The sequence below is a fragment of the Microbacterium sp. 1262 genome (assembly GCF_040544895.1).
Classification (GTDB): domain Bacteria; phylum Actinomycetota; class Actinomycetes; order Actinomycetales; family Microbacteriaceae; genus Microbacterium; species Microbacterium plantarum.
Window position 1 is genome coordinate 564,611 of sequence record NZ_JBEPKU010000001.1, and the last position, 23,391, is coordinate 588,001.

The window sequence follows — 23,391 nt, forward strand, 5'->3', positions numbered from 1 at the left end:
GGATCGGAAAAAGTTCAAGAAAGTTCGAAACCGAGTTTTCAGGCATCCGAAGCACCCCTCTCATACGAAGAAGGGCGACACGGATGCCGTGACGGCCGTGGCCGCGAAGTGCGGCAGGTAGAGAACCGATAACAGGTCGGCGCTGCATCCGGGAACAGGTCGGAGGATGCGGCATGCTGGTAGCGATGGTCATAGATGGAATGGACGTGCCCGACGACGGGCCGTCGACGGATCACGTCGCGGAGCTGATCCAGCGTTGCGCCGACGGTGACCACAGTGCTTTCGCCCGCCTGTACGACACCCTGTCGGGGCGGGTCTTCGGACTCATCCTGCGCGTGCTGGTCGACCGCGCGCAGAGCGAGGAAGTGCTCCAGGAGGTCTTCCTCGAGGTGTGGCAATCCGCTTCGACGTTCGCTCCGAAGAAGGGGCAAGGAAGATCGTGGGTTCTCACGATCGCCCACCGCCGAGCGGTAGACCGAGTCCGGTCGTCGCAGGCGAGCAGCGATCGCGATGTACGTGCGGGCTACCGAGAGATGGCGACACAGCCCGAAGGCGTCGCCGAACAGGTGGAGCTGCGCATCGAAGGACGGCGCGTCGCTCGGGCTCTCAGCTCTCTACCCGAGGCGCAACGAGAGGCCATCACCCTCGCCTACTACGGGGGTTACAGTCAAAGCGAGATCGCAGCGCTGGTGGGAGCGCCGCTCGGAACGATCAAGACACGGATGCGTGATGGATTGACCAAGCTCCGTAGTGCAATGGGGGTGACATCGTGAACGAACAGACATTCGCCGAGCTCTCGGCAGGGTACGCGCTCGGAGCGCTGTCGCCTGAGGACGAGCTCGCCTACCGCGAGGCCCTCGACGCGCACCCCGAGTGGATGCCCCTGGTCGAGGCGGATGCTGCAGCGGCGGCTCTGCTGTCGGAAGGTGTCGCCGATGTGACGCCCCCGCCGGGCCTGAAAGCGAGCCTGCTCGCGCAGATCGGTGCGCCCGAAGCCGTCGAGCCGCAGGCCGAGACCTCCGCACCCGTCGAAGCGCCGCGCCACGAAGACGACGTCGCCGACCCGGCGGATGAGCTCCAAGACGACGACCCGCGGGCCGCGGCATCCGGCTACTCCGTCGGCTCTCCCGTGACCGAGGAAGTGCAGCTGGTGCAGCGTCGCAACTGGACGCGCAGCCTGTTCGCCCTGACCGCCTCGATCGCGTTGCTCGTCGGCATCGGCTGGGGCGTCGGCACCCTGACGCAGGGCATGCGCGCGCCGTCCGCCGAGAGCGTGCTCGCACAGATCGAGCGCTCCGACGACGCCCAGTCGAGCACCGCACAACTCGTGGACGGCGGCGAAGCCACTGTTCACTGGTCGCCGAGCGTCGACGGCGTCGTGCTCGTCGCCGAAGGCCTGCCCGAGATCGCCGACGACCAGTCGTACGAGGCATGGTTCGTGCGCGGCAGCGCGCCGATCCCGGCGGGCGCGTTCGAATCGAGCGACGGTTCGGCCGCCATGCTTCTCGAGGGTGACATGCAGCCTGAGGACGTCATCGCCCTCACCATCGAGCAGAGCGGCGGGTCGCCGAGCGGCCTGCCCACCACCGACCCCATCGTCGCGATCCCGACGAGCGCCTGACTGCCCGACCCCGTTATCCGGCAGCGGAACGGCTGGCCCCGCGTGGGCCGGCCGTTTCGTCGTTTCCAGCTTGTGCCCGCGAGGGCCGGAGGGCTGCCGCTCTCGCTTAGCCTGGAATGATGACGGACGGATCCCGGGACTACCACAAGCCCGTTCGGCGACCCGCCGACGAGTTCGATCGGCACTTCGCGGGTGAAGATCCGGCGGAGGTGTCTCGCGTCGCCCACGCGACGGCGGGTGCCCTGTTGTCGCGGGTGCGCGAAGACCCGAGCGACGCCGTGGTCGACCGCCTCGTCGGATTCACCGCCGAGCACGGCATCGACACCGTCGCCGAGCTGTGGTCGCGATCGCCCGCGAAGTCGCTGCCGGGCGCGCTCTGGCGGCTGTACCTCCTGCAGCTGATGATCCACCGCGACCCGCGCACGGCCGCGCTGCTCTACGAACGCGGACGGATCGTGCTGCGTTCTGCCGACGAAGTGATCGCCGGGGCCCCCACACCGGCGGGGCCGGAAGAGCTCGTGGCCCTCATCGACGTGATCATGCGCGGCGTCTTCCGCGGCGACTTCGCGGTTGCGCTCGAACGGGCCGCGTCGTTCTGCCGCGTGCAATCCGCCGGAGCGACCTCGGTGGCCGACGACCACGACGTCAGCGAACCCGACCGTTCGTCGGCGCTGACCGCGCGCGCCCTCCGGCTGAGCACGTACGCCGACGACCTGGGCTCGTGCGCGGGGCTGTGGCGCCGCGAAGCTCTCACCTGAGGCAGCGCCGGCGTCCGGAGAGAAAGCCGGCAAAGACCCCGGAAAAGAGAAGTGCCGGGCCGCAGAACGCCTCTCGGCGCGTGGCCGCTCGCAGCGGCTGAAGATGGAGCCCGGGGTTACTGCGGCCCGGCACATACAGTCTAACGGAGCCTCGGACGTGGGCATTCCCGGGGTAGACAAAACCGGTGGTCGGCCGGTACTGGAGGGGGCTCGCGGGCGGCGGCGGGCGGGCCGCGATGCAAGGGATCGTGGGCGACGCGCCGGGGGGAGCGGCATCCGTACCGGGGTGTCGCGCAGGATGTCGTGCATCCCGGCACCGGGCGCGTCGTAGGCTCGGCGCATGGCACTGCGTTTCGCGCTGATGATCGACCCGCTCGCGGCGGATGACACCCGGTCGGACTTCGCGTCGACCTTCACTGCGGTCGATCCCGCGGCCCCGGCGCTGACGGTGGGGGAGCTCAGCACCCAGCGCGGCGACGGCATCTTCGAGTCCATCGGCGTGGTCGACGGCCACCCCCAGGAGGTCGAGGCGCACCTCGAGCGCCTGGCGCACTCCGCCGAGCTCTGCGACCTGCCGGTGCCGAACATCGCCCAGTGGCGGGCGGCCGTGGCTGTCGCGGCATCCGAATGCGGTTCGGGAGAGGGAGTCGTGAAGCTGATCCTCAGCCGCGGCATCGAGCACGGACCGACCCCGACGGCGTGGGCGACGGCAGCGGCCGCGGCGGACTTCAGCGAGCCGCGCACGAGCGGCATCCGCGTCGTGACGCTCGACCGCGGCTACGCCATCGACGCGCCCGCGCAGGCTCCGTGGCTGCTCCTGGGTGCGAAGACCCTGTCGTATGCCGTGAACATGGCCGCCCTGCGCGAGGCGCACCGGCGGGGAGCCGACGATGCGATCTTCCTCAGCTCCGACGGGTTCGTGCTCGAGGCGCCGACGGCATCGCTCATCCTGCGGCGCGACGACACCTTCGTCACCCCGGCGCCCAACGGCGGGATCCTGCACGGCACGACGCAGCTGAGCCTGTTCGAGCACCTCGCGGAGCGCGGCTTCGAGACGGCGTACGAGACGATTCCGGTCGACGAGCTGCGACGAGCGGATGCCGCATGGCTGGTGTCGAGCGTCCGGCTCGCGGCTCCCATCATCGAGCTCGACGGCGCCGCTCTCGACATGGACGCCGAGTTCACGGCATCCCTCAACGCCTACCTGCTCTCGCCGCGCGACTGACCCCCGGTCTCGGCGGTCAAGGCCGAGGGTGTGGAGTGGGCATCAGGCGGATGCCGCGAGCTGCAGGCTCGGGTGGGAGCGCAGGGCGCCGAGGGCGGCGGACTCGACGAGCTCCCAGTCGTGGCCGACGAGCGCGTAGTCGAAGCGCAGTGTCACGTAACCCCATGAGGCAGCGTTCGCGTCGCGAGTGAGGTCCTTGTGGCGCTTCGCCTCGCCGTGGTGATTGGCCCTGCCGTCGAGCTCGACGATGAGCCGGTCGCCGATCAGCGCGTCGACGACGCCGACTCCGAAGACGGAGACCTGCGTCCTCACCCGGAGGCCGTGCTTCCGTAGACGCCACCGCAGGAGCGACTCGAGTCCGCTGTCAGCATCCGTTCGAGCGAGGCGCAGCGCCTCCCGGCCGCGGGCATGGGTGTGCCGGCAGAGCCACCGCAGGTCGTCCCGCGTGAGGCGGCGCTGTCGCAGCGCGGATTCGAGCGTGACGAAGAAGCGCTCAGGGCCGCGGCATCCGAGGATCTGGCACAGCACCTGCCGGAGGGGAAGAGGACCGGATGCCGCGTCACGCGCATCTCGGTCCCAGTGCTCGATGCACCCGCAGGACCCGTCGTGGTGGGCTCGCTGGCCGGTCTTCAGCCATACGTGCGGTTCGTCGTCGTCATCGAGGGTCCAGAGGCCGTGATGCCTCGCGGCCGTCACGCATGCCATCGAGCCGCCGTGCGCTGCAATGGCTCGGGCCGAGGCGCACGCGCCGGGGGAAGCGTACATGCCGATCCGGATGCGGCTGAGCCGGCCGGAATCGACCGCCGCGGTTCGCCCCGACACCCCGCCCGAACGGCATCCTCACCGGGGTGCCGGCACGGATCCCTTGCATCCGGGCACGACGGCCGCCCGAACGCCCGACGCAGCCCGCCGCACCGGGATGCAAGGCGGAAACGGCGACGCGCCGGGCGAGGAGTCCTCGCACCGGCGCGTCGCGCACGATCCCTTGCATCCCGGCCCTTGCCGGACCCGGCCCACGACGAGCCGGGGGCTCGACTCACCCGAAGCGGCCGGAGACGTAGTCCTCGGTAGCCTGCACGGACGGGGTGGTGAAGATCGACGTCGTGTCGTCGTACTCGATGAGCTTGCCGGGCTTGCCGGTTCCGGCGATGTTGAAGAACGCGGTCTTGTCGCTGACGCGCGACGCCTGCTGCATGTTGTGCGTGACGATGACGACGGTGTAGTCGCTCTTGAGCTCCTGGATGAGCTCCTCGATCGCGAACGTCGAGATCGGGTCGAGGGCCGAGCAGGGCTCGTCCATCAGCAGCACGTCGGGCGAGACCGCGATCGCGCGAGCGATGCACAGACGCTGCTGCTGTCCGCCCGAGAGGCCTGAGCCGGGCTTGTCGAGGCGGTCCTTGACCTCGTTCCAGAGGTTCGCGCCGCGCAGCGACTTCTCGACGAGGGCGTCGGCGTCCGACTTCGAGATGCGACGGTTGTTGAGCTTGACGCCGGCCAGCACGTTCTCGCGGATCGACATGGTCGGGAACGGGTTCGGCCGCTGGAACACCATGCCGACCTGACGGCGCACGAGCACCGGGTCGACCCCGGGGCCATACAGGTTGTCGCCATCGAGCAGAACGCTGCCCTCGACGCGAGCGCCGGGGATGACCTCGTGCATGCGGTTCAGGGTGCGCAGGAAGGTCGACTTGCCGCAGCCCGACGGGCCGATGAAGGCGGTGACGCTGCGGGGTTCGATGTCGAGGGAGACACCCTCGACGGCGAGGAAGTCGCCGTAGTAGACGTTGAGGTCGTTGACTTCGATGCTCTTGGACACGGAGGTTTCTTCTTTCGGGTCAGCGGCCGGTCTTGGGTGCGAAGAACTTGGCGATCAGGCGCGCCACGAGGTTCAACAGCATCACGATGACGATGAGGGTCAGAGCCGAAGCCCAGGCGCGGCCGACGAAGGCCTCGGCGGGGATGCCCTGGTTCATGTACTGGGTGTAGGTGAAGACCGGCAGGGTCTGCATACGACCGTTGAAGAGGTCGTAGTTCATGGATGCCGTGAAGCCGGCGGTGATCAGCAGCGGGGCGGTCTCGCCGATGACGCGCGAGATCGAGAGCATCACACCGGTGGTGATACCGGCGATGGCGGTGGGGAGCACGACCTTGGCGATCGTGAGCCACTTGGGCACACCGAGCGCGTACGACGCCTCGCGCAGCTCGTTGGGGACGAGACGCAGCATCTCCTCGGTCGAGCGGACGACGACCGGGATCATCAGCACGGCGAGTGCGACCGACCCCATGATGCCCAGGCGGATGCCGGGGCCGAGGAAGAGCGCGAACAGGGCGTAGGCGAACAGGCCCGCGACGATCGACGGGATGCCCGTCATGACGTCGACGAGGAACGTGATGCCCTGAGCCAGACGCTTCCCCTGGCCGTACTCGATGAGGTAGATCGCGGTGAAGATCCCGATCGGGATCGAGATCACAGCTGCGGCGAGAGTGATCAGGACCGTGCCCATGATGGCGTGCAGCGCGCCGCCGCCTTCACCGACGACGTTGCGCATCGACGAGCTGAAGAACTCGCCGCTCCAGCTGGGAGCGCCGAGCGTGATGACGGTGAAGGCCACCGAGACGAGCGGCACCATCGCGATGAGGAACGCGACGGTGACGACCCCGGTCACCAGGCGGTCGACCGACTTGCGGCGGCCTTCCACGGCGGCCGAGACCGCCGTGATGAGCACGAGGTATGCCACGGCCGACAGGATCAGCCATCCGGGGACGTTGAGCGCAACGCCGGATGCCGCGGCGATGACGCCGAAGAAGATGCCGACGACCACGAGCGAGGCGCCGAGGATCGCCCAAGGCCCCCACTTGGGCAGGTGCCCCGTGGTGAGGCTCGTCGAAGCGCTGCGCGCCGACGTGCTCGGGGGAGTGAGAGTCGCGGTCATGTCAGTTGGCCCCCGAGAATTCCTTGCGGCGGCTCACGATGTAGCGCGCGACCGCGTTCACCGCGAAGGTGACGACGAAGAGGATGAGGCCCGTGGCGATGAGGACGTTGACGTTCGTCCCGTAGGCCTCGGGGAAGGTGAGAGCGATGTTCGCCGCGATCGTCGAGGGGTTGCCCGACGTGAAGAGCGCGAACGTGACCCCGCCGGACACGGACAGGACCATGGCGACGGCCATGGTCTCGCCGAGTGCTCGTCCGAGGCCGAGCATGGCGGCCGAGACGATGCCGCTGCGGGCGAAGGGGAAGACGGCCATCCGGATCATCTCCCAGCGCGTCGACCCGAGGGCCAGCGCGGCCTCTTCGTGCAGGGTCGGGGTCTGGAGGAAGATCTCGCGGCAGATCGCGGTGATGATTGGGGTGACCATGACCGCGAGGACGACAGATGCCGTGAAGATCGTGCGGCCCGTGCTCGAGACGGGACCGTTGAAGAGCGGGAACCACCCGACGTTGTCGACGAACCAGCTGTAGATCGGCTGCACGGCGGGTGCCAGTACGCCGATGCCCCACAGACCGAAGACGACGGAGGGAACGGCCGCGAGCAGATCGACGACGTACCCGAGTGCCTGAGCCAGCCGGCGCGGGGCGTAGTGCGAGATGAAGAGGGCGACGCCGAGCGACAGCGGCACGGCCATGAGCAGCGCCAACGCGGCTGCCCAGACGGTGCCGAAGACGAGCGGCCCGACGTACGACCAGAAGTTGTCGGGCAGGATCGAGGCGTCTTCGTTGGTGGCGACGAAGGCGGGGAGCGACTGGATGACCAGGAAGATCGCGACCGCGGCGAGGGTCACGAGGATCATCGAGCCGGCGAAGAGCGCCGTGCCGGAGAACCAGCGGTCGCCCGCTCGGGTCTTGGCCTTCGGGGCTCCGGTGCGGGTGACCTCGGGTGTGGTGGTCATGGCTTCGATTCTGTGCGACGGACGGGAACCGCGCGAGGTGCCCGGTCCGGCGCGAACCGGACCGGGCACCCGGAGCGTATTACTTGATGGCCTCGATGGCCTCGGTCACCTGCGTGCGCAGGGTCTCCGAGATCGGAGCGGAGCCGGCCGCGGATGCCGCGGCATCCTGGCCCTCGGCGCTCGCGGCGTAGCTGAAGAAGCCCTTGACCATCTCAGCGGTCGCGGCGTCCTTGTACTCGGCGCAGCCGATGAGGTAGCTCACGAGGACGATCGGGTAGACGCCGGCCTCGGTGCTGGTGCGGTCGAGCTTGATCGCGATGTCGGTGGCGGCGCGACCCTCCTCCTCGGGCGAGGCGTCGACGATCGCGGCAGCAGCCTCGGGGGAGTACTCGACGAATTCCTCGCCGACCTTGATCGCGACGGTGCCGAGGTCGCCGGCGCGCGAGGCGTCGGCGTAGCCGATGGTGCCCTGGCCGCCCTCGACGGCCGAGATGACACCCGACGTACCCTGAGCGGCTTCGCCGCCGAGGGCCGGCCACTCCTCGACCGAACCGGCGGTCCAGACGTCGGGAGCGGTCTTGCCGAGGTAGTCGGTGAAGTTGCCGGTGGTGCCCGACTTGTCGGAGCGGTGAACCGGGGTGATCGCGGTCGCGGGCAGCTCGACACCCTCGTTGAGGGCCGTGATGGCCGGGTCGTTCCACGTCGTGATCTGGCCCGCGAAGATCTTCGCCAGCGTCATGGCGTCGAGGTTGAGCGAGTCGACTCCGTCGATGTTGAAGACGACGGCGATCGGCGAGATGTAGGTCGGGAGCTCGACGAGGTCGGAGCCCTCGGCGCACGCCTCGAACGGGCCGGCGGTGATCTCGTCGGTCTTGAACGCGCGGTCCGAGCCGGCGAACTGAACGGCGCCGGCCTGGAACGACTCGCGTCCCGTGCCCGAGCCGGAGGGGTCGTAGTCGATCGTGAGACCGGGGTTGGCGGTCTGCAGGCCCTGGGTCCAGGCCTGGACGGCGACCTCCTGCGACGAGGCGCCGCCACCGACGAGGTTGCCCTCGAGGGAGGGGGCCGAGGAGTCGCTCGAGCCGGCGCCGGCGTCGGGAGCGCCGCCTTCGTTCGCAGCGCAGCCCGCGAGGGCAAGAGAGGCCACGGCGGCCACGGCGCCCAGCTGGGCGAGTCGGGAGAGCTTCACTGTGTGAATCCTTCGCATGTTGATGACGAGAACCCGGTGCAGGTTCGTCCCGAACGGTAGACACCGTCCCTTACGAGAGTGCGCTGTGGGGGTGAACAGAAGGTGAACGGCGCTCCCCAGCCCCGGAAAGACGCGGCTATCGGGGGATCATCGCGTGCGAGATCACACCTTCGGAATGTGGGTTTCGATTGCGACGATCCCGGCCCCGGGGTTCTCCCGCGGCAGGTGCACGACCGAGAATGCGCCCGTCTCGAGCGATGAGGCGCTACCGAGATACGACCCGCGCAGGGTGCCGGTGGCCAGCGCCATCTCGCTGAGGAGGTCGGGCAGCACCGGGCCGTGGGTGCAGAGCACGACCGGCTTGCGGGCGCGCACGCGATCACCGACGACCGACCGGACATCGGCCTGACCGTTCTCCCAGGCATCCTGCGAAAGGTGCGGAGACTTGTCGATCCGCTTGCTGATCGCGGCCGCCAGGGGCGTCACGGTGCGCACGCATCGCCGCGCGTCGGACGAGATGATGCGGCGGACGCCGAACGCGACGAGCGGGCCGACGATCGCGTGCGCCTGCTTCTTGCCTCGGGACGAGAGCGGCCGCGCGGCATCCTCGCCGTCCCAGTCCTCGCGAGCCACGGCTTTTGCGTGCCGCAGCGCGATGAGGGGGAATGTGTCGATGGCGCGCTCGTCGACGAGCCGCACGAACTCGTCGAGGATCTCAACGTCGACGGGGTAGCTGAGCGCTTTGCGAGCCTTTTTCAGACTCATCCACTCGAGCGCGGCGATCTCCTTGTTCGGTACGAACGTCGACATCCTGATCGCCAGGTCGGTCGCCTCAGCCGCCCAGTAGTGGACGATCTTCTGCTTCTTGCTCGGCAGGTGGTACTTCGAGACACCGACGGGCGGACCGAGCCGGACCGAGATGCCGGTCTCCTCCCGGATCTCGCGCACGGCCGTCTCGGCGAGCATCTCACCGGGATCGACCTTGCCCTTGGGCAGGGTGAGGTCGCGGTACTTGGTGCGATGGATGATCAGCACCCTGACCTTGTCGTCGACCCACCGCCAAACGACTCCGCCTGCCGCGTACACCGCGGTGTCGGTCATCGCACCGCCCGCGCCCGGCGGCGCCGCTGCACCTGAGCCATGGTGCGGTCCTGCAGATCGACCAGCGGCTTGCCGTCGTCGTCGAACGCGTGGCGCGTCCACACCCCGCCGTCACCGAGGTGCCACGAGCTGGTCGAGTCGCTCATCGCCAGGTCGAACAGCGTCGTCAGCTCCTTCACGTGGGCAGGAGCGACGACGCGCACCAGGGCCTCGACGCGGCGGTCGAGGTTGCGGTGCATCATGTCGGCGCTGCCGATGTACGCGATCGTGTCGCCGTCGTTGTGGAACGTGAAGATGCGCGAGTGCTCGAGATAGCGCCCGAGGATCGACCGGACGGTGATGTTGTCGGTGACGCCGGGAAGGTCGGTGCGCAGCGAGCAGATGCCGCGCACCCATACGTCGACACGCACGCCCGCCTGGCTCGCCCGGTACAGGGCGTCGATGATCTGCTCATCGACCATCGAGTTGACCTTGATGCGGATGTGAGCGGGCTTGCCGTCGAGCGCGTTGCGGCGCTCGGCGTCGATGTGCCGAAGCAGCCCCTTCCGCAGGTGGAGGGGTGCGACCAGCAGCCGCTTGAACTTCTTCTCGATCGCGTAGCCGCTGAGCTCGTTGAACAGACGCGTCAGGTCGCGGCCGACCTGCTCGTCGCTCGTGAACAGGCCGAAGTCCTCGTAGAGCCGGCTGGTCTTGGGGTTGTAATTGCCGGTGCCGATGTGGCTGTAGCTGCGGAGCGTGCCGTCCTCTTCGCGGATGACGTGCAGCAGCTTGCAGTGGGTCTTCAGCCCCACGAGGCCGTAGACGACGTGCACACCGGCCTTCTCGAGCTTGCGAGCCCACACGATGTTGGCGGCCTCGTCGAAGCGGGCCTTCACCTCGACGAGCGCCAGCACCTGCTTGCCGCGCTCGGCGGCGTCGATCAGCGCCTGCACGATGGGGCTGTCGCCCGAGGTGCGGTAGAGCGTCTGCTTGATGGCGAGCACGTGGGGATCGCGGGCCGCCTGCTCGAGGAACGCGACGACACTCGTGGTGAACGACTCGTACGGGTGGTGTACGAGGACGTCGCCGGCGCGGATGGCGCCGAAGAAGTCGGTGCGCCCGTTCTGCTCGGCGGGCTGGAAGGCGGTCGCCGTCGTGGGGACGTGGGGCTTGTACCGCAGCTCGGGGCGGTCGATGCGCGCGAGGTCGAAGAGTCCGCGCAGATCGAGCAGTCCCGGCAGCCGGTAGACCTCTTGGTCGGTGATGTCGAGCTCGCCGAGGAGCAGGTCGAGCGTGACGTCGTCCATGTCCTCGGTCACTTCGAGCCGGATCGGCGGCCCGAAGCGACGCCGGAGCAGCTCGGCCTCGAGGGCCTGGATCAGGTTCTCGGTCTCGTCCTCCTCGATCACGACATCCTCGTTGCGCGTGAGCCGGAAGGTGTGGTGCTCGAGGATCTCCATGCCGGGGAAGAGGTCTTCGAGGTTGTTCGCGATCAGGTCCTCGAGCGGCAGGTAGCGCTTGACCGATGTGCCGGTGTTCAGCTCGACGAACCGCGGGAGCATCGGCGGCACCTTCAGGCGCGCGAACTCCTGCCGGCCGGTCTTGGCGTTGCGGATGCGGATCGCGAGGTTCAGCGACAGCCCCGAGATATAGGGGAAGGGGTGTGCCGGGTCGACGGCTAGCGGCATCAGAACGGGGAAGACCTGCGCCTGGAAGTAGTCGTACAGTCGGCCGCGCTCGGAATCGTCGAGGTCATCCCATCCGACGATCTCGATGCCCGCCTCCGCCAGGGCGGGCTGCACCATGTCGCCCCATGCGCCGGCGTGGCGCAGCTGCAGCGCGTGCGCCTCGGCGGAGATGTCGGAGAGCACCTCCTGCGGAGCTCGGCCGACGTTGGTGGGTACCGCGAGGCCGGTGACGATTCGCCGCTTGAGGCCCGCGACGCGCACCATGAAGAACTCGTCGAGGTTGCTCGCGAAGATCGCCAGGAAGTTGGCCCGCTCAAGCACCGGCAGCGTCGGGTCTTCGGCGAGCTCGAGCACGCGCTGGTTGAAGGCGAGCCAGCTGATCTCACGGTCGGTGTAGCGGTGGTCGGGCAGCTGTGCGTCGACGTCTTCGACGGCCGGGTCGAAGTCGTCGTCGTCGGCGTCGCCCAGACCGGAGTCCAGAGCCTCGGTGTCGATCATCCCCTCATCATGGCAGTCCTGCGTGTCCTGCCGGTGAACGAGGCGGAGAGTCAGCTCTGCGCGGATGCGCCGCCGGCGGGAACCGGCTCGTCTTCGTACACGTTGAAGCGGTAGCCGACGTTGCGGACGGTGCCGATCAGCTGCTCGAGGTCGCCGAGCTTCGCGCGCAGTCGCCGGACGTGAACGTCGACCGTGCGCGTGCCGCCGAAGTAGTCGTATCCCCAGACCTCGCTCAGCAGCTGCTCGCGGGTGAACACCCGCGAGGGGTGCGTCGCGAAGAAGTGCAGCAGCTGGAACTCCTTGTACGTGAGATCGAGCGGCCGTCCGTGCACCTTCGCTGAGTACGACGACTCGTCGATCGTGATGCCGGAGGTCTGGATGCGGCTCGAGACCGCCTCCTTGCTCACCCGTCCGATCGCCAGACGGATGCGCGCGTCGATCTCGGCGGGGCCGGCGGTCGCGAGGATGACGTCATCGATGCCCCAGTCCGTGGAGACAGCGGTGAGGCCGCCCTCGGTGACGATGAGCACGAGCGGTGCGTCGATGCCGGTGCTGCCGAGGATCTTGCACAGCGACTTCGCCCCCACGAGGTCATGACGCGCGTCGACGAAGACGACTTCGGCGCTGGGGGCGTTGACCAGCTGTGCGGGTTCGGCGGGGATCTGCCGCACCCGGTGGCTGAGCAGCTCGAGCGCCGGGAGCGCGAGACCACCGCCGTGCGTGGAACTCAGAACGAGAAGCTGTGCCAACGGGGATTCCTCCGGGAGCGGCCGGGACGTGACCTCATCTTAGGCGTTCGCTGGGCGCGGCCTGTGCGCACCGTCGCACCGCGCGACATGGTGGGCCACAATGGGACGGTGACCACGCCCGATCTCGCACCCCCGCGCACCGTCGTCGGAGTCGTCGCCGTCTGGATCGCCGCGGCCGTCGCCGCAGTCGTCGTGGGGATCCTCGCCCCCGCCGAAGACCGGGCCATGTGGATGCCGGTGGCCCTCGGCGGCTGCCTGATCCTCGCCTTCGCGATCCAGCTGGCGCTGGGACGGGTGCGCGGCTTCATCGAGCGCGTGGCCGTGAGCGTGCTCGGCGCGCTGTTCGTCATGGGCTTCATCGGCATCGGGTTCGGGCTCGCGTCGCTCGTCGGAGCCTGACCGCAACCGCTTGCCACAGGCGTGAACGGTCCGCGCGGGCATAGAGTAGAGACATGGATCTCCTCGCGCTCGAAATCTTCTACGTGGGCCTGCTCGGACTGGCGTCGCTCGCCATCGTCTTCGTGTCGGGTGTCGTCGTGAAGAACCTCTACCGCGGCCAGCGCTGACATCGTGCTCGAGCTGCCCACCGACCTGCCGGCGGACCTCGTCCCGCTGTCGTGGCTGCTCGGAGTCTGGGAGGGCTCGGGCGTCATCGACTACGAGACGGCCGACGGTCATCTGACCGGCGAGTTCGCGCACCAGGTGAGCTTCAGCCACGACGGTGGCGACTATCTGAACTACTCCGCCAGCGCCTGGCTCCTCGATGACAGCGGTGCACGCATCCGCCCGCTGGTCGCCGAGACCGGCTATTGGAGGGTCGCGCGTCCGGCAGGAGCCGAGGATGCGGGACCGGGACTGCTTCCGGCATCCGCACCCGGGCGCGAGCGCACCGTCGACGACGTCGAGGCGCTCCGCAACGCTGAAGGCGGCTTCGACCTGGAGGTCGCCCTCGTGCACTCCGACGGCGTGAGCGAGCTCTACCTCGGGCAGGTCCGCGGGCCGCGCATCGACCTCGCGACGGACGCCGTCGTCCGCACGGCGGGGGCCAAGGAGTACACCGCGGCGACTCGCATGTACGGGCTGGTCGACGGCCACCTCCTCTGGGCGTGGGACATCGCGGCGCTCGGCGGCGAGCTCGCCTCGCACGCGTCCGCCCGTCTGGCCAAGGCCGAGTGATGCCGGGCGACGGCGCGACCTTCGCCGGCGTCGACGGAGCGGTGTGCGACGACCTGGGGCTCACGCACATCGGCAATCCGATGCGCGAGCAGCAGCTCCTCGACAGTGGCGGTGCGGTCGCACCCCTGGGCGACCGTGCAGTGGTCACGGTCGCGGGCCCCGACCGGCTCAGTTGGCTCGACTCGCTCACGTCGCAGGCGCTGACGCAGCTGCTCCCGGGGGAGAGCACCGAACTGCTCGTGCTCGACCCGCACGGTCACGTAGAGCACGCGGCATCCGTCGTCGACGACGGCGAGACGACCTGGCTCATCACCGACGTCGAGCGTCTCGAGGCGCTGGTCACCTGGCTCACGCGCATGCGGTTCCGGCTGCGGGTCGAGGTCGTCGATCGTTCCGGCGACACGGCGGTCGTCGGCGGAACGGCATCCGCCGTGGCCGACCTGGCATCGTCCGCCGTGTGGCGCGACCCGTGGCCCGAGGTCTCGATCGGAGGGTGGGGGTACGCGGCCGGCGAGGGGCATCCCGCCGCCGGCCGCGACTGGGCCGAGGCGATCGTCGACCGCGAGGACCTCCGCCGGCTCGCCGACGATGCCGCCGCGGGCCGTCGCCGTGTCGCCGGGCGATGGGCCGCGGACGCCCTGCGCGTCGCCGCGTGGCGGCCGCGCGCGGCCACCGAGGCCGACGGCATGACGCTTCCCCACGAGGTCGACTGGCTCCGCACCGCCGTCCACCTGTCGAAGGGCTGCTACCGCGGCCAGGAGACGGTGGCGAAGGTGCACAACCTCGGCCACCCGCCCCGCCGGCTGGTGGCCTTGCAGCTCGACGGCAGCGACGCGGTGCTTCCGGAACGCGGAGCGGTCGTGCGCCGCGACGGCGACGAAGTCGGTCGCATCACCTCGGTCGCCCGGCACTTCGAGCAGGGCCCGATCGCCCTGGCCATCGTCAAGCGGTCGGTGCCCGTCGACGCCGAGCTCGTGGTGGACGCGGACGGCGAGAGCGTGGCCGCTGTGCAGGAGGTCGTCGTGCCGCCCGACGCCGGGCGCACTGCTGCGCCGCCGAGGCTGCCGCGCCTGAGCCGCCGCACCTGACGTGTCGCCCGAGCGCTCCGACGAGCCGCCCGCCGTCACCGCACCCATCGCGACCGGCTGGCGGGCGCGCGTGCGCCCGCGTCGGGGTTTCGAGCGCGCGCGCGACTCCGCTCCGGCGATCGTGCAGATCGTCGTCGCGGCATCCGCGGCCTACGCCTTCGCGCACCTCGTGCTGGGGCATCCGTCGCCCCTGCTCGCGGCGACCGTGACCATCTCGAGCCTGGGTCTGGTGCGCGACGCGCGGCCTCGTCGGGTTCTCGAGACGGTGATCGGGATGCTGGTGGGCGTGCTCGTCTCGGAACTCATCGTGGTCGTCGTCGGATCGGGAACCTGGCAGCTCGCCCTGGCTCTCGCCGCGACGCTGCTCACCGCACGGGCGCTCTCGGCGCAGCCGAGCTTCGCGATCTCGGCAGCGATCCAGTCGGTGATCGTGATCGCGATTCCCGGAAGCATGCCGTTCCTGCGCCTCGTCGACGGATCGGTGGGAGCGGTGGCCGCGCTGCTGGCGACGGCCCTGCTGCCGCGCCGGCCGCTGCGCGAAGTCTCGCGCGCGGGCCGCGCCCTGTTCGCGAACTTCGACGGCGCGGCGGCGACCGTCATCCAGGCGTTGCGCCGCGGCGACCGCGTGCGTGCTGACCGCGGACTCGAGAAGGCGCGAGCGCTGCAGCCGCTCGTCGACGACTGGGCGACCTCGCTGGACTCCGGGCTCGCCGTAGCGCGCATCTCGCCGTTCCTCCGGCGCCAGCGTGAGGAGCTGCAACGTCAGGACCGGATGCGCGCATCCCTCGACCTCGCGACACGCAACCTCCGGGTCATCGCGCGCCGCGTGGTGTACGCCCTCGAAGACCGCCAGCCGCGCCCGATCGCGGCGGACTTGCTCGCCCAGATCGCGCGCGCCGCCGACCTGCTGGGTCAGTCGATCGACGACATCGCGCTGGAACCGGCCGCCCGAGAGTCGCTGCTCGCGGTCGCCACCCGGCTCGATCCGACCAGTCTGGCGCCCGGTTCCTCACTCGGCGACCAGAACGTCATCACGGCGCTGCGTCCACTGGTCGTCGATCTGCTCACGGCGGCGGGGATGCCGCAGGCCGAGGCCCGCGCGGCGATGCCGCGGATCTGAGCGCCCGCCGACGGTACGGCAGGCAGCAGGGGTTCGCAACCGCCTCGCGCGGCATCCCGGCGCCTCCCTGGCGTGGTCGTCTTCCCCTGGAGTGAGGAGCGATCATGAAGGCAGTGGTCTGGCACGGCATCGGCGACATCCGGCTCGACGAGGTCGACGAACCGCGCATCGAAGACGGGCATGACGCCATCGTCCGCATCACCCGCAGCGCGATCTGCGGCACCGATCTTCATTTCATCCGCGGCACCATGTCGGGGATGAAGGAGGGCACCATCCTCGGACACGAAGCGGTCGGCGTCGTGACCGATGTCGGCGGACATGTTCGCGGCTTCCAACCCGGTGACCGTGTCGTGATCAACTCGACGATGTCGTGCGGCGCGTGCCGCTACTGCCGCGATGGGCACACCGCGCAGTGCGACGTGGCGAACCCGAACGGGCCGCACGCCGGCACATCCTTCTTCGGCGGGCCCGAGGCGACGGGGCCGATCAACGGTCTGCAGGCCGAGTATGCGCGCATCCCGTGGGCGCAGAACACGATGACGAAGCTGCCCGACTCCGTCACGGACGATCAGGCGATCCTGCTCTCGGACATCTTCCCGACGGCATGGTTCGGCGCGCAGCTGGCGGGGGTCTCCCGGGGTGACATCGTCGTCGTGCTCGGAGCGGGGATCGTCGGGCAGTTCTCCGTCGTCTCGGCGTTCAAGCAGGGGGCGGGACGCGTGATCGTCGTCGACGGCGTCGCGGATCGCCTTGCACAGGCCCGGACCCTCGGGGCAGAGATCATCGACTTCAACGACGTCGACCCCGTGTCGGCCGTCATGGAACTGACGAACGACATCGGGGCCGACTGCGTCATCGACGCCGTGGGTGTGGACGCCGAACGTCCGGCTCGTGGGCCGGCCGCTCCGGATGACGACGCCGCGGCGGAATTCGACGAAGAGGTCGCGCAGGTCGCGCCCGACATCGCGCCCCAGGGCGATCTCTGGCGACCCGGCGACGCTCCGTCGCAGGCATCGCGCTGGGTGGTCGAGATGGTCGCCAAGTACGGCCGCATCGGGATCATCGGGGTCTACTCGCCGCTGGCCGAGGTCTATCCGATCGGGCAGGCCATGAACAAGAACCTGACCGTGCGGATGGGCAACTGTGATCACCACAGCGTCACGCCTCCGCTGATCGACATGGTCGCCGCCGGTGTCTTCGATCCCACCGCCCTCATCACGGCGCACGAGTCGCTGGCGGGCGTCATCGATGCGTACGAGGCCTTCGACCGCCGCGAGCCCGGCTGGATCAAGGTCGCCCTCGACATCGGCGGCTGATCCTCGACCCTGCCCTCGGACGTGCTGAGCCGATGCGGCGGCCGCCGATCCTGCCCTGCCGGCGCGCTCGGCCTGTCGACGGAACAAGCGAGCCGGCGAGGGTGTTCGATGGAGGGGAGGGAAGCCACATGACCAGCGAGAACGCCCCCACGGCCGCGGATCTGCTGCGCCGCGCACTGGCCTCACCCGACGGGTCGGAGCGGGTTCGCAGCGCGATGGCGGCGGGAACCTACCCGCGTCCCGAGTACGTTCCGGTGCTCGTCGAGCAGTGCGCGCACGAGCCCGACCTCACCGTTCGCGAGACCCTGACCTGGGCCCTCACCCGGCAGGACCGCGACACGACTCTCGATCGGGTGCTTCCCGAGCTCGGATCGCCGTTCCCGAGGGCACGGGCTCAGGCGCTCCACACGCTCTCGAAGATCCGCGACCCCCGGGCCTGGCCCGCGATCACATCGGAGCTCCTGCACGACGAGAACGCCGAGGTCGCGCGGACCGCGTGGCGTACGGCAGCCGGACTCGCACCCGAGGCCGAGCGCGCCGCGCTCGCATCGGAACTGGCGGCGCACTTGGGCCTCGGGCCGGACGATCTGCAGCAGAGTCTGAGCCGGGCGTTCGTGATGCTCGGCGAATCGGGCCGCGACGCGATCGACCGGGCTGCGGCAGCGGGGGAGTGGAACGTCCGCGTGCACGCCCTCGCGACGGAGCACCTCGTCTCGTACCCCGAGGAGGGCTACGAAGCCGCTGTCGCCGTCGCTCGCCGTGCTGCGGCGCGACGGGACGCCGCTGACTGGAACGAGGGCTGACCTCGCGCGATGACGGACGCGGCGGGCGTCAGTGCGGCGCGACTGCGCTCCACGGAACGGTGAACTCGCCCAGGCGCCACCGTGAACGGTCGCCGAGGTCGATTCCGCGGTCAGCCATCGCCCCCAGGGCCGTCCGCCACCGTTGCACCGGGCCGAAAGCGGATGCCGGCGCGGCCCGCCGCCACTCGTCGTCGAGCGACGACAGCAGCTCGTGCACCCGCTCACCGGCGACGTTCCGGTGGATGAGGGCCTTCGGCAGACGTTCGGCCGCGATCGCGGGGGAGTCGAGCCCCGCGAGACGGAGCGAGATCGTGAGGCTGCGGGGTGCGGCACCCGGGCCCACCTCGATCCAGGTGCTCACCCGGCCGATCTCGTCGCACGTGCCCTCGACGAGCATGCCGTCGGGTGCGAGGCGCGACGTCATCCGGGACCACGCGTCGGCGACATCCGCTTCGTCGTACTGGCGCAATACGTTGAAGGCACGGATGATCGCCGGCCGGCGGCTACCCGGCACGGGCACCTCGAACCCGCCTCGCGCGAATCCGACGCGGGCGTCCGGGGCGAAGGGCGTCCGTCCGACCCGCACCTCCTCGAGTTGCGCGCGCGCGCGAGCGACGCGCTCGGGATCGATCTCGAGCCCGAGCACCTCGACGTCGGGTCGCGCGGGGCGCAGGCGTGCCTCCAGCTCGAACGCCGTGACGCCGCTCGCGCCGTAGCCGAGGTCGATCACCAGGGGGTCGGCGCACCGGCGCAGCACGGGATGCCGCGCGATCCAGCGATCGACGCGACGCAGGCGGTTCGTGTTCGTGGTTCCACGGGTGGCCTGCCCGATATGTCCCGGGGCCATGACCCCATGATCGCAGGCCCCGGCTCGATAGACTCGGAGCATGAGTGCGCCCTACACGCTGATCCTCCTCCGCCACGGGCAGAGCGAGTGGAACAAGTCCAACCAGTTCACCGGCTGGGTCGACGTCCGACTCACCGACCAGGGCAAGGCCGAGGCCCAGCGCGGCGGTGAGCTGCTCGCCGAGGCGGGCCTGCTTCCCGACGTCCTGTACACATCGGTCCTCAGCCGCGCCATCCAGACCGCTCAGATCGCGCTCGATGCGGCCGACCGCCTCTGGATCCCGGTCAAGCGTTCGTGGCGTCTGAACGAGCGCCACTACGGCGCCCTGCAGGGCAAGGACAAGGCGCAGACCCTCGCGGAGTTCGGCAACGAGCAGTTCATGCTGTGGCGTCGTTCGTTCGACGTGCCGCCGCCGCCCCTCGCCGACGACGACCAGTACAGCCAGGTGAACGACCCGCGCTATGCCGACATCGACGGCGAGGTGCCCCGCACCGAGTCGCTGAAGCTCGTCATCGACCGTCTGCTGCCCTACTGGGAGTCCGACATCGCCACGGACCTGCGTGCCGGCAAGACCGTGCTCGTCACCGCTCACGGCAACTCGCTCCGCGCGCTCGTCAAGCAGCTCGAGGGCATCAGCGACGACGACATCGCCGAGCTGAACATCCCCACCGGCATCCCGCTGGTCTACAAGCTCGACGAGGACCTGAAGCCGCTCGGTCCGGGAGAGTACCTCGACCCCGAGGCGGCCGCAGCGGGAGCTGCTGCCGTGGCCAACCAGGGCAAGGCCTAAGTACGACACGCACGAAGGGGCGGTGCCGATCGGCACCGCCCCTTCGTCGTCGAGACCGGATGCCGGTCAGAGACCGCTCTCGCTCACGATGACGTTGATCGTCTCGGTGTCGGGGCGCCATTCACCCGTCGCGAGGTAGGCCACGCGCTTGCCGACCGTCACCGCGTGATCGGCGAAGCGCTCGTGGTACCGGCTGGCGAGGGTCGCGTCGACCGTGGCCGCGGCCTCGCCCTGCCAGTTCTCGCTGAGCACCTTCTCGAAGACGCTGAGGTGGAGGTCGTCGAGCCGGTCGTCGAGAGCACGCAGCGTCTCGACGAGCGCGAGGTCTTCCGAGCGCAGCAGCTCGGTCAGCGTGCGCGCGACCTCGACGTCGATCTCGCCCATCTTGGTGAAGGTGCCCTTGAGGCCCTTCGGGATCGCTCGCTCGGGGAAGCGCATGCGGGTGAGCTGCGCGATGTGCTCGGCGATGTCGCCCATGCGCTCGAGCGACGCACTCGTGCGCAGCGCTGAGACGACGATGCGCAGGTCACGGGCGACCGGCTGCTGGCGGGCGAGGATCTCGATCGCCAGCTCGTCGATCGCGATGGCCTTCTCATCGATCACGGCATCCGCGTCGATGACCTCTTCGGCGAGGGTGATGTCGCTCGTGCCGAATGCACGCGTGGCCTTCTCGATCGCGACGGTCACCAGCTCGGAGATCTCGACCAGGCGGGTCTGGACGTCCTCGAGGGACTGGTGGAACACTTCGCGCATCGGAGCACCTTTCCTTCTTGCGGAGACAGCACGACGCCGTACTCACGGCGACGCGATTGTCGCTCGACAAGGTTAACGAACGGTGCCGAGCCGATGAACATCCGCGCGAGTCGGGGTAGGAACGGCCGAGACGCGATGGGCGGACCCTGCGCCGCGTTCTAATCTGGAGGAATGAATCCGACGCAGCTCGCGCTGCTCGCCCTTCTCGCGGGCGTGTTCGTCGGCCTTCTCATCAGCGCCGTGGCCTTCCTCGCCTGGCGTGCTCGCGCTCAGGCGCAGGAACAGGCCGACGGCGAACTGCCTGCGGGCGCGCGTGAGGTTCTGGGCGCCCTCGACGAGGCTGCGCTCATCGTCGATGCGTCGTTCACGATTGTCGCGACGTCGCCCTCCGCCGAGTTGTTCGGTCTCTTCGAGGGCGAGTCGATCCCCGGCGATGAGCTGCGCGAGCTGCTGCGGTCCTCCCGCGGCGTGCCGCATTCCGAGACGGGAACGCTGAAGCTCCGACGCGGCGTCGCGCCGGCGGAACCGCGCCTCATCGTCGCGCGCGCCAGCAGCATCACGCCGCGTTTCACGCTCGTGCTGGTCCGCGACATCACCGAGCGCGAGCGGCTCGCTGAGATGCGCCGCGACTTTGTGGCCAACACGAGCCACGAGCTGAAGACACCGGTCGGAGCCGTCACTCTGCTCGCCGAGGCGATCGAGTCGGCCGCCGACGACCCGGAACAGGTGCGCTCGTTCGCCAGCAGGCTGAGCGCCGAGGCGATGCGGCTCGGCAACCTGACCTCGCGCATCATGAGCCTGTCTCGCCTGCAGTCCTCCGACGAGCTGACCGAGCTGCGCGACGTCGCGATCGACGAGGTCGTCACGTCGGCGATCGAGACGCACGCGATCGCTGCCGAGTCGGCGGGCGTCGCCCTCGTGCGCGGTGGCGACCGCGGGCTCTACGTCCGCGGGGACGTGCAGGTGCTGAGCGAAGCGGTGGGCAATCTCATCGCCAACGCCATCGTCTATTCGCCGCCGGCGAGCCAAGTGGGCGTGGGCATCCGTGGCAACGGCGACACGGTGGAGATCGCCGTCACCGACCGGGGTATCGGGATCCCCGAGAGCGAGCAGCAGCGCGTCTTCGAGCGCTTCTACCGGGCCGACTACGCCCGTTCCCGACGCACCGGGGGCACCGGGCTCGGGCTGTCGATCGTCAAGCACGCCGTCCAGCGCCACGGGGGCGAGGTCCAGCTGTGGTCGCGGCCGGGCCGCGGCTCCACGTTCACCATCCGCCTTCCCGCGATCGCCGCGCCCGACGGCGCGGCGCCGACGCCCCGGAAGACCAGAAAGAAGATCGCCCGGGCCCTTCCCGCCCGGACGAAGGGAGACCCATCATGACCCGTGTCCTGCTCGTGGAGGATGAGCCCGACCTCGCCGACCCGCTGGCCTACCTGCTGCGACGGGAGGGCTTCGAGGTCGAGATCGCCGAGGACGGACCCGCTGCGCTCGAGGCTTTCGAGTCGCGTGGTGCCGACATCGTGCTGCTCGACCTCATGCTGCCCGGGATGCCGGGAACCGAGGTGTGCCGCATCATCCGGACGACGTCGAAGATCCCGATCATCATGCTCACGGCCAAGGACTCCGAGGTCGACATCGTCGTCGGGCTGGAATTGGGCGCCGACGATTACGTGACGAAGCCGTACTCGTCGCGCGAGCTGCTGGCGCGGATGCGGGCTGTGCTGCGCCGTGCGGCGACCGCAGAGGTCGATGTCGACGAACGCGTGCTCGTCGGTGGTCGGGTCACGATCGACCTCGACCGTCACACGGTCGCCGTGGACGGCAGCGTGATCAACATGCCGCTCAAGGAGTTCGAGCTGCTCGAAGTGCTCATGCGCAACGCCGGACGCGTGATGACCCGCGGGCAGCTGATCGACCGCGTGTGGGGCAGCGACTACTTCGGTGACACGAAGACCTTGGACGTGCACATCAAGCGCATCCGCTCGCGTATCGAGAGCGACCCGGGGCAGCCGTCGATGCTGCTCACCGTTCGAGGCCTCGGCTATCGATTCGAAGGCTGACGCTCGCGAGCGCGATGAACAGAGGGCCCGGCGATGAACGCCGGGCCCTCTGTTCGCGTCAGATGCGCCGAGTCGTCACGGTGTCGGGGTGGCCGACGGGGTGGGGGTCACCGACGGGGTCGGCGTCTCGAGCGGGACGTACTCGGTGTAGTAGGGAAGCTTGCCGTCGAGGACGGGCACGTCGATGCGTACGCCCTCGGCGTCGCCCGACTGGAACGACATCGGAAGGGTCGCGCCGGGCTTGGTGTCGATGCCGTCGAGCAGGATCGGCTCGTTGCCGTCGACGCCCAGGCTGATGCTGTCGCGAGCCGGAACCTCGATCTCGGTGGTGACGCCGTCGAACCCGAAGATGAGCGTGTGGTCCTCGTCGGTGGGGTTGACGATGGCGGCGAGGAAGTTGCCGGCCGTGCCGGACTCGTCGGCGATGACCATCGCGTTGCGGACGTCGAGCGGGCCGGACGGCGGGATGTTCACGCCGTCCGAAGCGGAGAAGTCGATCGTGGTCGCCTGCGGCGCGATCATGCTGCAGCCGGCGGCTCCCAGGGTCAGGGCGGCGCCCACGGCAATCGAAGCGACGATTCGCAGTTTCACGGATCCTCCAGGCAGGCAGACGGCGTCCTCAGCAGTCTAGAGGGTGACGAGGCTGGTCCGCCGACATCGGCTGGATGCTGCGGGGCATAAGCGGCGGCAAACCTTACTGTATGCCCCCTGTGTTATCCTGGATGTTGCCGAAGGGATATAA

At 69.4% G+C, this 23,391-nt stretch carries 24 protein-coding genes; 13 read left to right on the plus strand and 11 right to left on the minus strand.

What is annotated here, in order from left to right:
- Nucleotides 1-173: 173 nt before the first annotated feature.
- From sigK to ABIC53_RS02660, 4 genes are all read left to right on the plus strand, one after another.
- Entirely contained in the window at nucleotides 174-773 is a 600-nt protein-coding gene (gene sigK, locus ABIC53_RS02645; protein ID WP_274178682.1) for an ECF RNA polymerase sigma factor SigK, read from the plus strand.
- Nucleotides 770-1,621, plus strand: coding sequence for an anti-sigma factor (locus ABIC53_RS02650; protein WP_282501231.1), 852 nt, complete (start codon nucleotides 770-772; stop codon nucleotides 1,619-1,621). Before sigK ends, ABIC53_RS02650 begins: the two co-directional genes overlap by 4 nt.
- Before the next feature lie 119 nt (nucleotides 1,622-1,740).
- Nucleotides 1,741-2,379, plus strand: coding sequence for a DNA-directed RNA polymerase subunit beta (locus ABIC53_RS02655; RefSeq protein WP_274178680.1), 639 nt, complete (start codon nucleotides 1,741-1,743; stop codon nucleotides 2,377-2,379).
- 340 nt (nucleotides 2,380-2,719) lie between these two features.
- Nucleotides 2,720-3,604, plus strand: coding sequence for an aminodeoxychorismate lyase (locus ABIC53_RS02660; protein WP_354450249.1), 885 nt, complete (start codon nucleotides 2,720-2,722; stop codon nucleotides 3,602-3,604).
- Nucleotides 3,605-3,646: 42 nt separating this feature from the next.
- Here the strand turns inward: ABIC53_RS02660 and ABIC53_RS02665 are convergent, their stop codons facing one another.
- The 8 genes from ABIC53_RS02665 to ABIC53_RS02700 all read right to left on the minus strand — a co-directional run bounded on the left by ABIC53_RS02665 (nucleotide 3,647) and on the right by ABIC53_RS02700 (nucleotide 12,696).
- Nucleotides 3,647-4,426 carry an endonuclease domain-containing protein gene (locus tag ABIC53_RS02665; RefSeq protein ID WP_354450251.1) on the minus strand — a complete coding sequence of 260 codons (780 nt, stop codon included), beginning with the start codon at nucleotides 4,424-4,426 and terminating at the stop codon, nucleotides 3,647-3,649.
- A gap of 214 nt (nucleotides 4,427-4,640) precedes the next feature.
- Nucleotides 4,641-5,420: a phosphate ABC transporter ATP-binding protein PstB gene (gene pstB, locus ABIC53_RS02670; protein WP_112617144.1), complete on the minus strand. Its 780-nt coding sequence runs from the start codon at nucleotides 5,418-5,420 to the stop codon at nucleotides 4,641-4,643.
- Nucleotides 5,421-5,439: 19 nt separating this feature from the next.
- The gene (gene pstA, locus ABIC53_RS02675) at nucleotides 5,440-6,537 is read right to left on the minus strand and encodes a phosphate ABC transporter permease PstA (protein WP_354450253.1); all 1,098 of its coding nucleotides are present in this window, start codon (nucleotides 6,535-6,537) and stop codon (nucleotides 5,440-5,442) included.
- 1 nt (nucleotide 6,538) lies between these two features.
- Nucleotides 6,539-7,492, minus strand: a complete 954-nt coding sequence (gene pstC, locus ABIC53_RS02680; protein ID WP_112617142.1) for a phosphate ABC transporter permease subunit PstC — start codon at nucleotides 7,490-7,492, stop codon at nucleotides 6,539-6,541.
- Between the two features lie 79 nt (nucleotides 7,493-7,571).
- Nucleotides 7,572-8,681, minus strand: coding sequence for a phosphate ABC transporter substrate-binding protein PstS (gene pstS / locus ABIC53_RS02685; protein ID WP_112617141.1), 1,110 nt, complete (start codon nucleotides 8,679-8,681; stop codon nucleotides 7,572-7,574).
- Nucleotides 8,682-8,843: 162 nt separating this feature from the next.
- Entirely contained in the window at nucleotides 8,844-9,782 is a 939-nt protein-coding gene (locus ABIC53_RS02690; protein ID WP_354450256.1) for an NUDIX hydrolase, read from the minus strand.
- Nucleotides 9,779-11,947 (minus strand): RNA degradosome polyphosphate kinase, encoded by a 2,169-nt coding sequence (locus ABIC53_RS02695; RefSeq protein ID WP_112617139.1) that lies wholly within the window; start codon nucleotides 11,945-11,947, stop codon nucleotides 9,779-9,781. Before ABIC53_RS02695 ends, ABIC53_RS02690 begins: the two co-directional genes overlap by 4 nt.
- A 50-nt stretch (nucleotides 11,948-11,997) precedes the next feature.
- Nucleotides 11,998-12,696, minus strand: coding sequence for a winged helix-turn-helix domain-containing protein (locus tag ABIC53_RS02700; RefSeq protein WP_112617138.1), 699 nt, complete (start codon nucleotides 12,694-12,696; stop codon nucleotides 11,998-12,000).
- A 108-nt stretch (nucleotides 12,697-12,804) separates the two neighbouring features.
- On the opposite strand from ABIC53_RS02700, the gene ABIC53_RS02705 reads away from it, so the two are divergent.
- The 6 genes from ABIC53_RS02705 (at nucleotide 12,805) to ABIC53_RS02730 (ending at nucleotide 18,199) form a co-directional block, all read left to right on the plus strand.
- Complete coding sequence (locus ABIC53_RS02705) at nucleotides 12,805-13,095, plus strand: hypothetical protein (protein ID WP_205289251.1); 291 nt, start codon at nucleotides 12,805-12,807, stop codon at nucleotides 13,093-13,095.
- Between the two features lie 171 nt (nucleotides 13,096-13,266).
- Complete coding sequence (locus ABIC53_RS02710) at nucleotides 13,267-13,872, plus strand: nitrobindin family protein (protein ID WP_112617137.1); 606 nt, start codon at nucleotides 13,267-13,269, stop codon at nucleotides 13,870-13,872.
- Nucleotides 13,872-14,960 carry a CAF17-like 4Fe-4S cluster assembly/insertion protein YgfZ gene (gene ygfZ, locus ABIC53_RS02715; RefSeq protein ID WP_354450259.1) on the plus strand — a complete coding sequence of 363 codons (1,089 nt, stop codon included), beginning with the start codon at nucleotides 13,872-13,874 and terminating at the stop codon, nucleotides 14,958-14,960. The genes ABIC53_RS02710 and ygfZ overlap by 1 nt, the downstream gene beginning before the upstream one ends.
- 1 nt (nucleotide 14,961) lies before the next feature.
- Nucleotides 14,962-16,080 (plus strand): FUSC family protein, encoded by a 1,119-nt coding sequence (locus tag ABIC53_RS02720; protein WP_354450261.1) that lies wholly within the window; start codon nucleotides 14,962-14,964, stop codon nucleotides 16,078-16,080.
- Nucleotides 16,081-16,184: 104 nt separating this feature from the next.
- Complete coding sequence (locus ABIC53_RS02725) at nucleotides 16,185-17,396, plus strand: alcohol dehydrogenase catalytic domain-containing protein (protein WP_282501226.1); 1,212 nt, start codon at nucleotides 16,185-16,187, stop codon at nucleotides 17,394-17,396.
- Between the two features lie 128 nt (nucleotides 17,397-17,524).
- The gene (locus tag ABIC53_RS02730; protein WP_354450263.1) at nucleotides 17,525-18,199 is read left to right on the plus strand and encodes a HEAT repeat domain-containing protein; all 675 of its coding nucleotides are present in this window, start codon (nucleotides 17,525-17,527) and stop codon (nucleotides 18,197-18,199) included.
- A gap of 28 nt (nucleotides 18,200-18,227) precedes the next feature.
- Here the strand turns inward: ABIC53_RS02730 and ABIC53_RS02735 are convergent, their stop codons facing one another.
- The gene (locus tag ABIC53_RS02735) at nucleotides 18,228-19,046 is read right to left on the minus strand and encodes a class I SAM-dependent methyltransferase (RefSeq protein WP_354450265.1); all 819 of its coding nucleotides are present in this window, start codon (nucleotides 19,044-19,046) and stop codon (nucleotides 18,228-18,230) included.
- A gap of 40 nt (nucleotides 19,047-19,086) precedes the next feature.
- Here ABIC53_RS02735 and ABIC53_RS02740 point away from each other — a divergent pair, with 40 nt between their 5' ends.
- Nucleotides 19,087-19,836, plus strand: coding sequence for a phosphoglyceromutase (locus ABIC53_RS02740; protein ID WP_112617128.1), 750 nt, complete (start codon nucleotides 19,087-19,089; stop codon nucleotides 19,834-19,836).
- A 66-nt stretch (nucleotides 19,837-19,902) separates the two neighbouring features.
- Here the strand turns inward: ABIC53_RS02740 and phoU are convergent, their stop codons facing one another.
- Nucleotides 19,903-20,589 carry a phosphate signaling complex protein PhoU gene (phoU, locus tag ABIC53_RS02745; protein WP_274178669.1) on the minus strand — a complete coding sequence of 229 codons (687 nt, stop codon included), beginning with the start codon at nucleotides 20,587-20,589 and terminating at the stop codon, nucleotides 19,903-19,905.
- Between the two features lie 171 nt (nucleotides 20,590-20,760).
- On the opposite strand from phoU, the gene ABIC53_RS02750 reads away from it, so the two are divergent.
- Nucleotides 20,761-21,969, plus strand: a complete 1,209-nt coding sequence (locus tag ABIC53_RS02750; RefSeq protein ID WP_112617126.1) for a sensor histidine kinase — start codon at nucleotides 20,761-20,763, stop codon at nucleotides 21,967-21,969.
- On the plus strand, nucleotides 21,966-22,649 hold the full coding sequence (locus ABIC53_RS02755) for a response regulator (protein WP_112617125.1): 684 nt from the start codon (nucleotides 21,966-21,968) through the stop codon (nucleotides 22,647-22,649). The genes ABIC53_RS02750 and ABIC53_RS02755 overlap by 4 nt, the downstream gene beginning before the upstream one ends.
- Nucleotides 22,650-22,724: 75 nt before the next feature.
- Here ABIC53_RS02755 and ABIC53_RS02760 read toward each other — a convergent pair whose 3' ends face one another.
- Entirely contained in the window at nucleotides 22,725-23,240 is a 516-nt protein-coding gene (locus tag ABIC53_RS02760; protein ID WP_114588359.1) for a DNA modification methylase, read from the minus strand.
- Nucleotides 23,241-23,391: the final 151 nt, after the last annotated feature.

Coding starts and splice junctions, on each gene's coding strand:
- ygfZ (WP_354450259.1), top strand. CDS start 13,872: ATGCCGGGCGACGGCGCGACCTTCGCCGGCGTCGACGGAGCGGTGTGC.
- ABIC53_RS02755 (WP_112617125.1), top strand. CDS start 21,966: ATGACCCGTGTCCTGCTCGTGGAGGATGAGCCCGACCTCGCCGACCCG.
- pstA (WP_354450253.1), bottom strand. CDS start 6,537: ATGACCGCGACTCTCACTCCCCCGAGCACGTCGGCGCGCAGCGCTTCG.
- ABIC53_RS02735 (WP_354450265.1), bottom strand. CDS start 19,046: ATGGCCCCGGGACATATCGGGCAGGCCACCCGTGGAACCACGAACACG.
- pstC (WP_112617142.1), bottom strand. CDS start 7,492: ATGACCACCACACCCGAGGTCACCCGCACCGGAGCCCCGAAGGCCAAG.
- ABIC53_RS02660 (WP_354450249.1), top strand. CDS start 2,720: ATGGCACTGCGTTTCGCGCTGATGATCGACCCGCTCGCGGCGGATGAC.
- ABIC53_RS02725 (WP_282501226.1), top strand. CDS start 16,185: ATGAAGGCAGTGGTCTGGCACGGCATCGGCGACATCCGGCTCGACGAG.
- ABIC53_RS02730 (WP_354450263.1), top strand. CDS start 17,525: ATGACCAGCGAGAACGCCCCCACGGCCGCGGATCTGCTGCGCCGCGCA.
- ABIC53_RS02655 (WP_274178680.1), top strand. CDS start 1,741: ATGACGGACGGATCCCGGGACTACCACAAGCCCGTTCGGCGACCCGCC.
- ABIC53_RS02695 (WP_112617139.1), bottom strand. CDS start 11,947: ATGATCGACACCGAGGCTCTGGACTCCGGTCTGGGCGACGCCGACGAC.
- ABIC53_RS02750 (WP_112617126.1), top strand. CDS start 20,761: ATGAATCCGACGCAGCTCGCGCTGCTCGCCCTTCTCGCGGGCGTGTTC.
- ABIC53_RS02740 (WP_112617128.1), top strand. CDS start 19,087: ATGAGTGCGCCCTACACGCTGATCCTCCTCCGCCACGGGCAGAGCGAG.
- phoU (WP_274178669.1), bottom strand. CDS start 20,589: ATGCGCGAAGTGTTCCACCAGTCCCTCGAGGACGTCCAGACCCGCCTG.
- ABIC53_RS02690 (WP_354450256.1), bottom strand. CDS start 9,782: ATGACCGACACCGCGGTGTACGCGGCAGGCGGAGTCGTTTGGCGGTGG.
- sigK (WP_274178682.1), top strand. CDS start 174: ATGCTGGTAGCGATGGTCATAGATGGAATGGACGTGCCCGACGACGGG.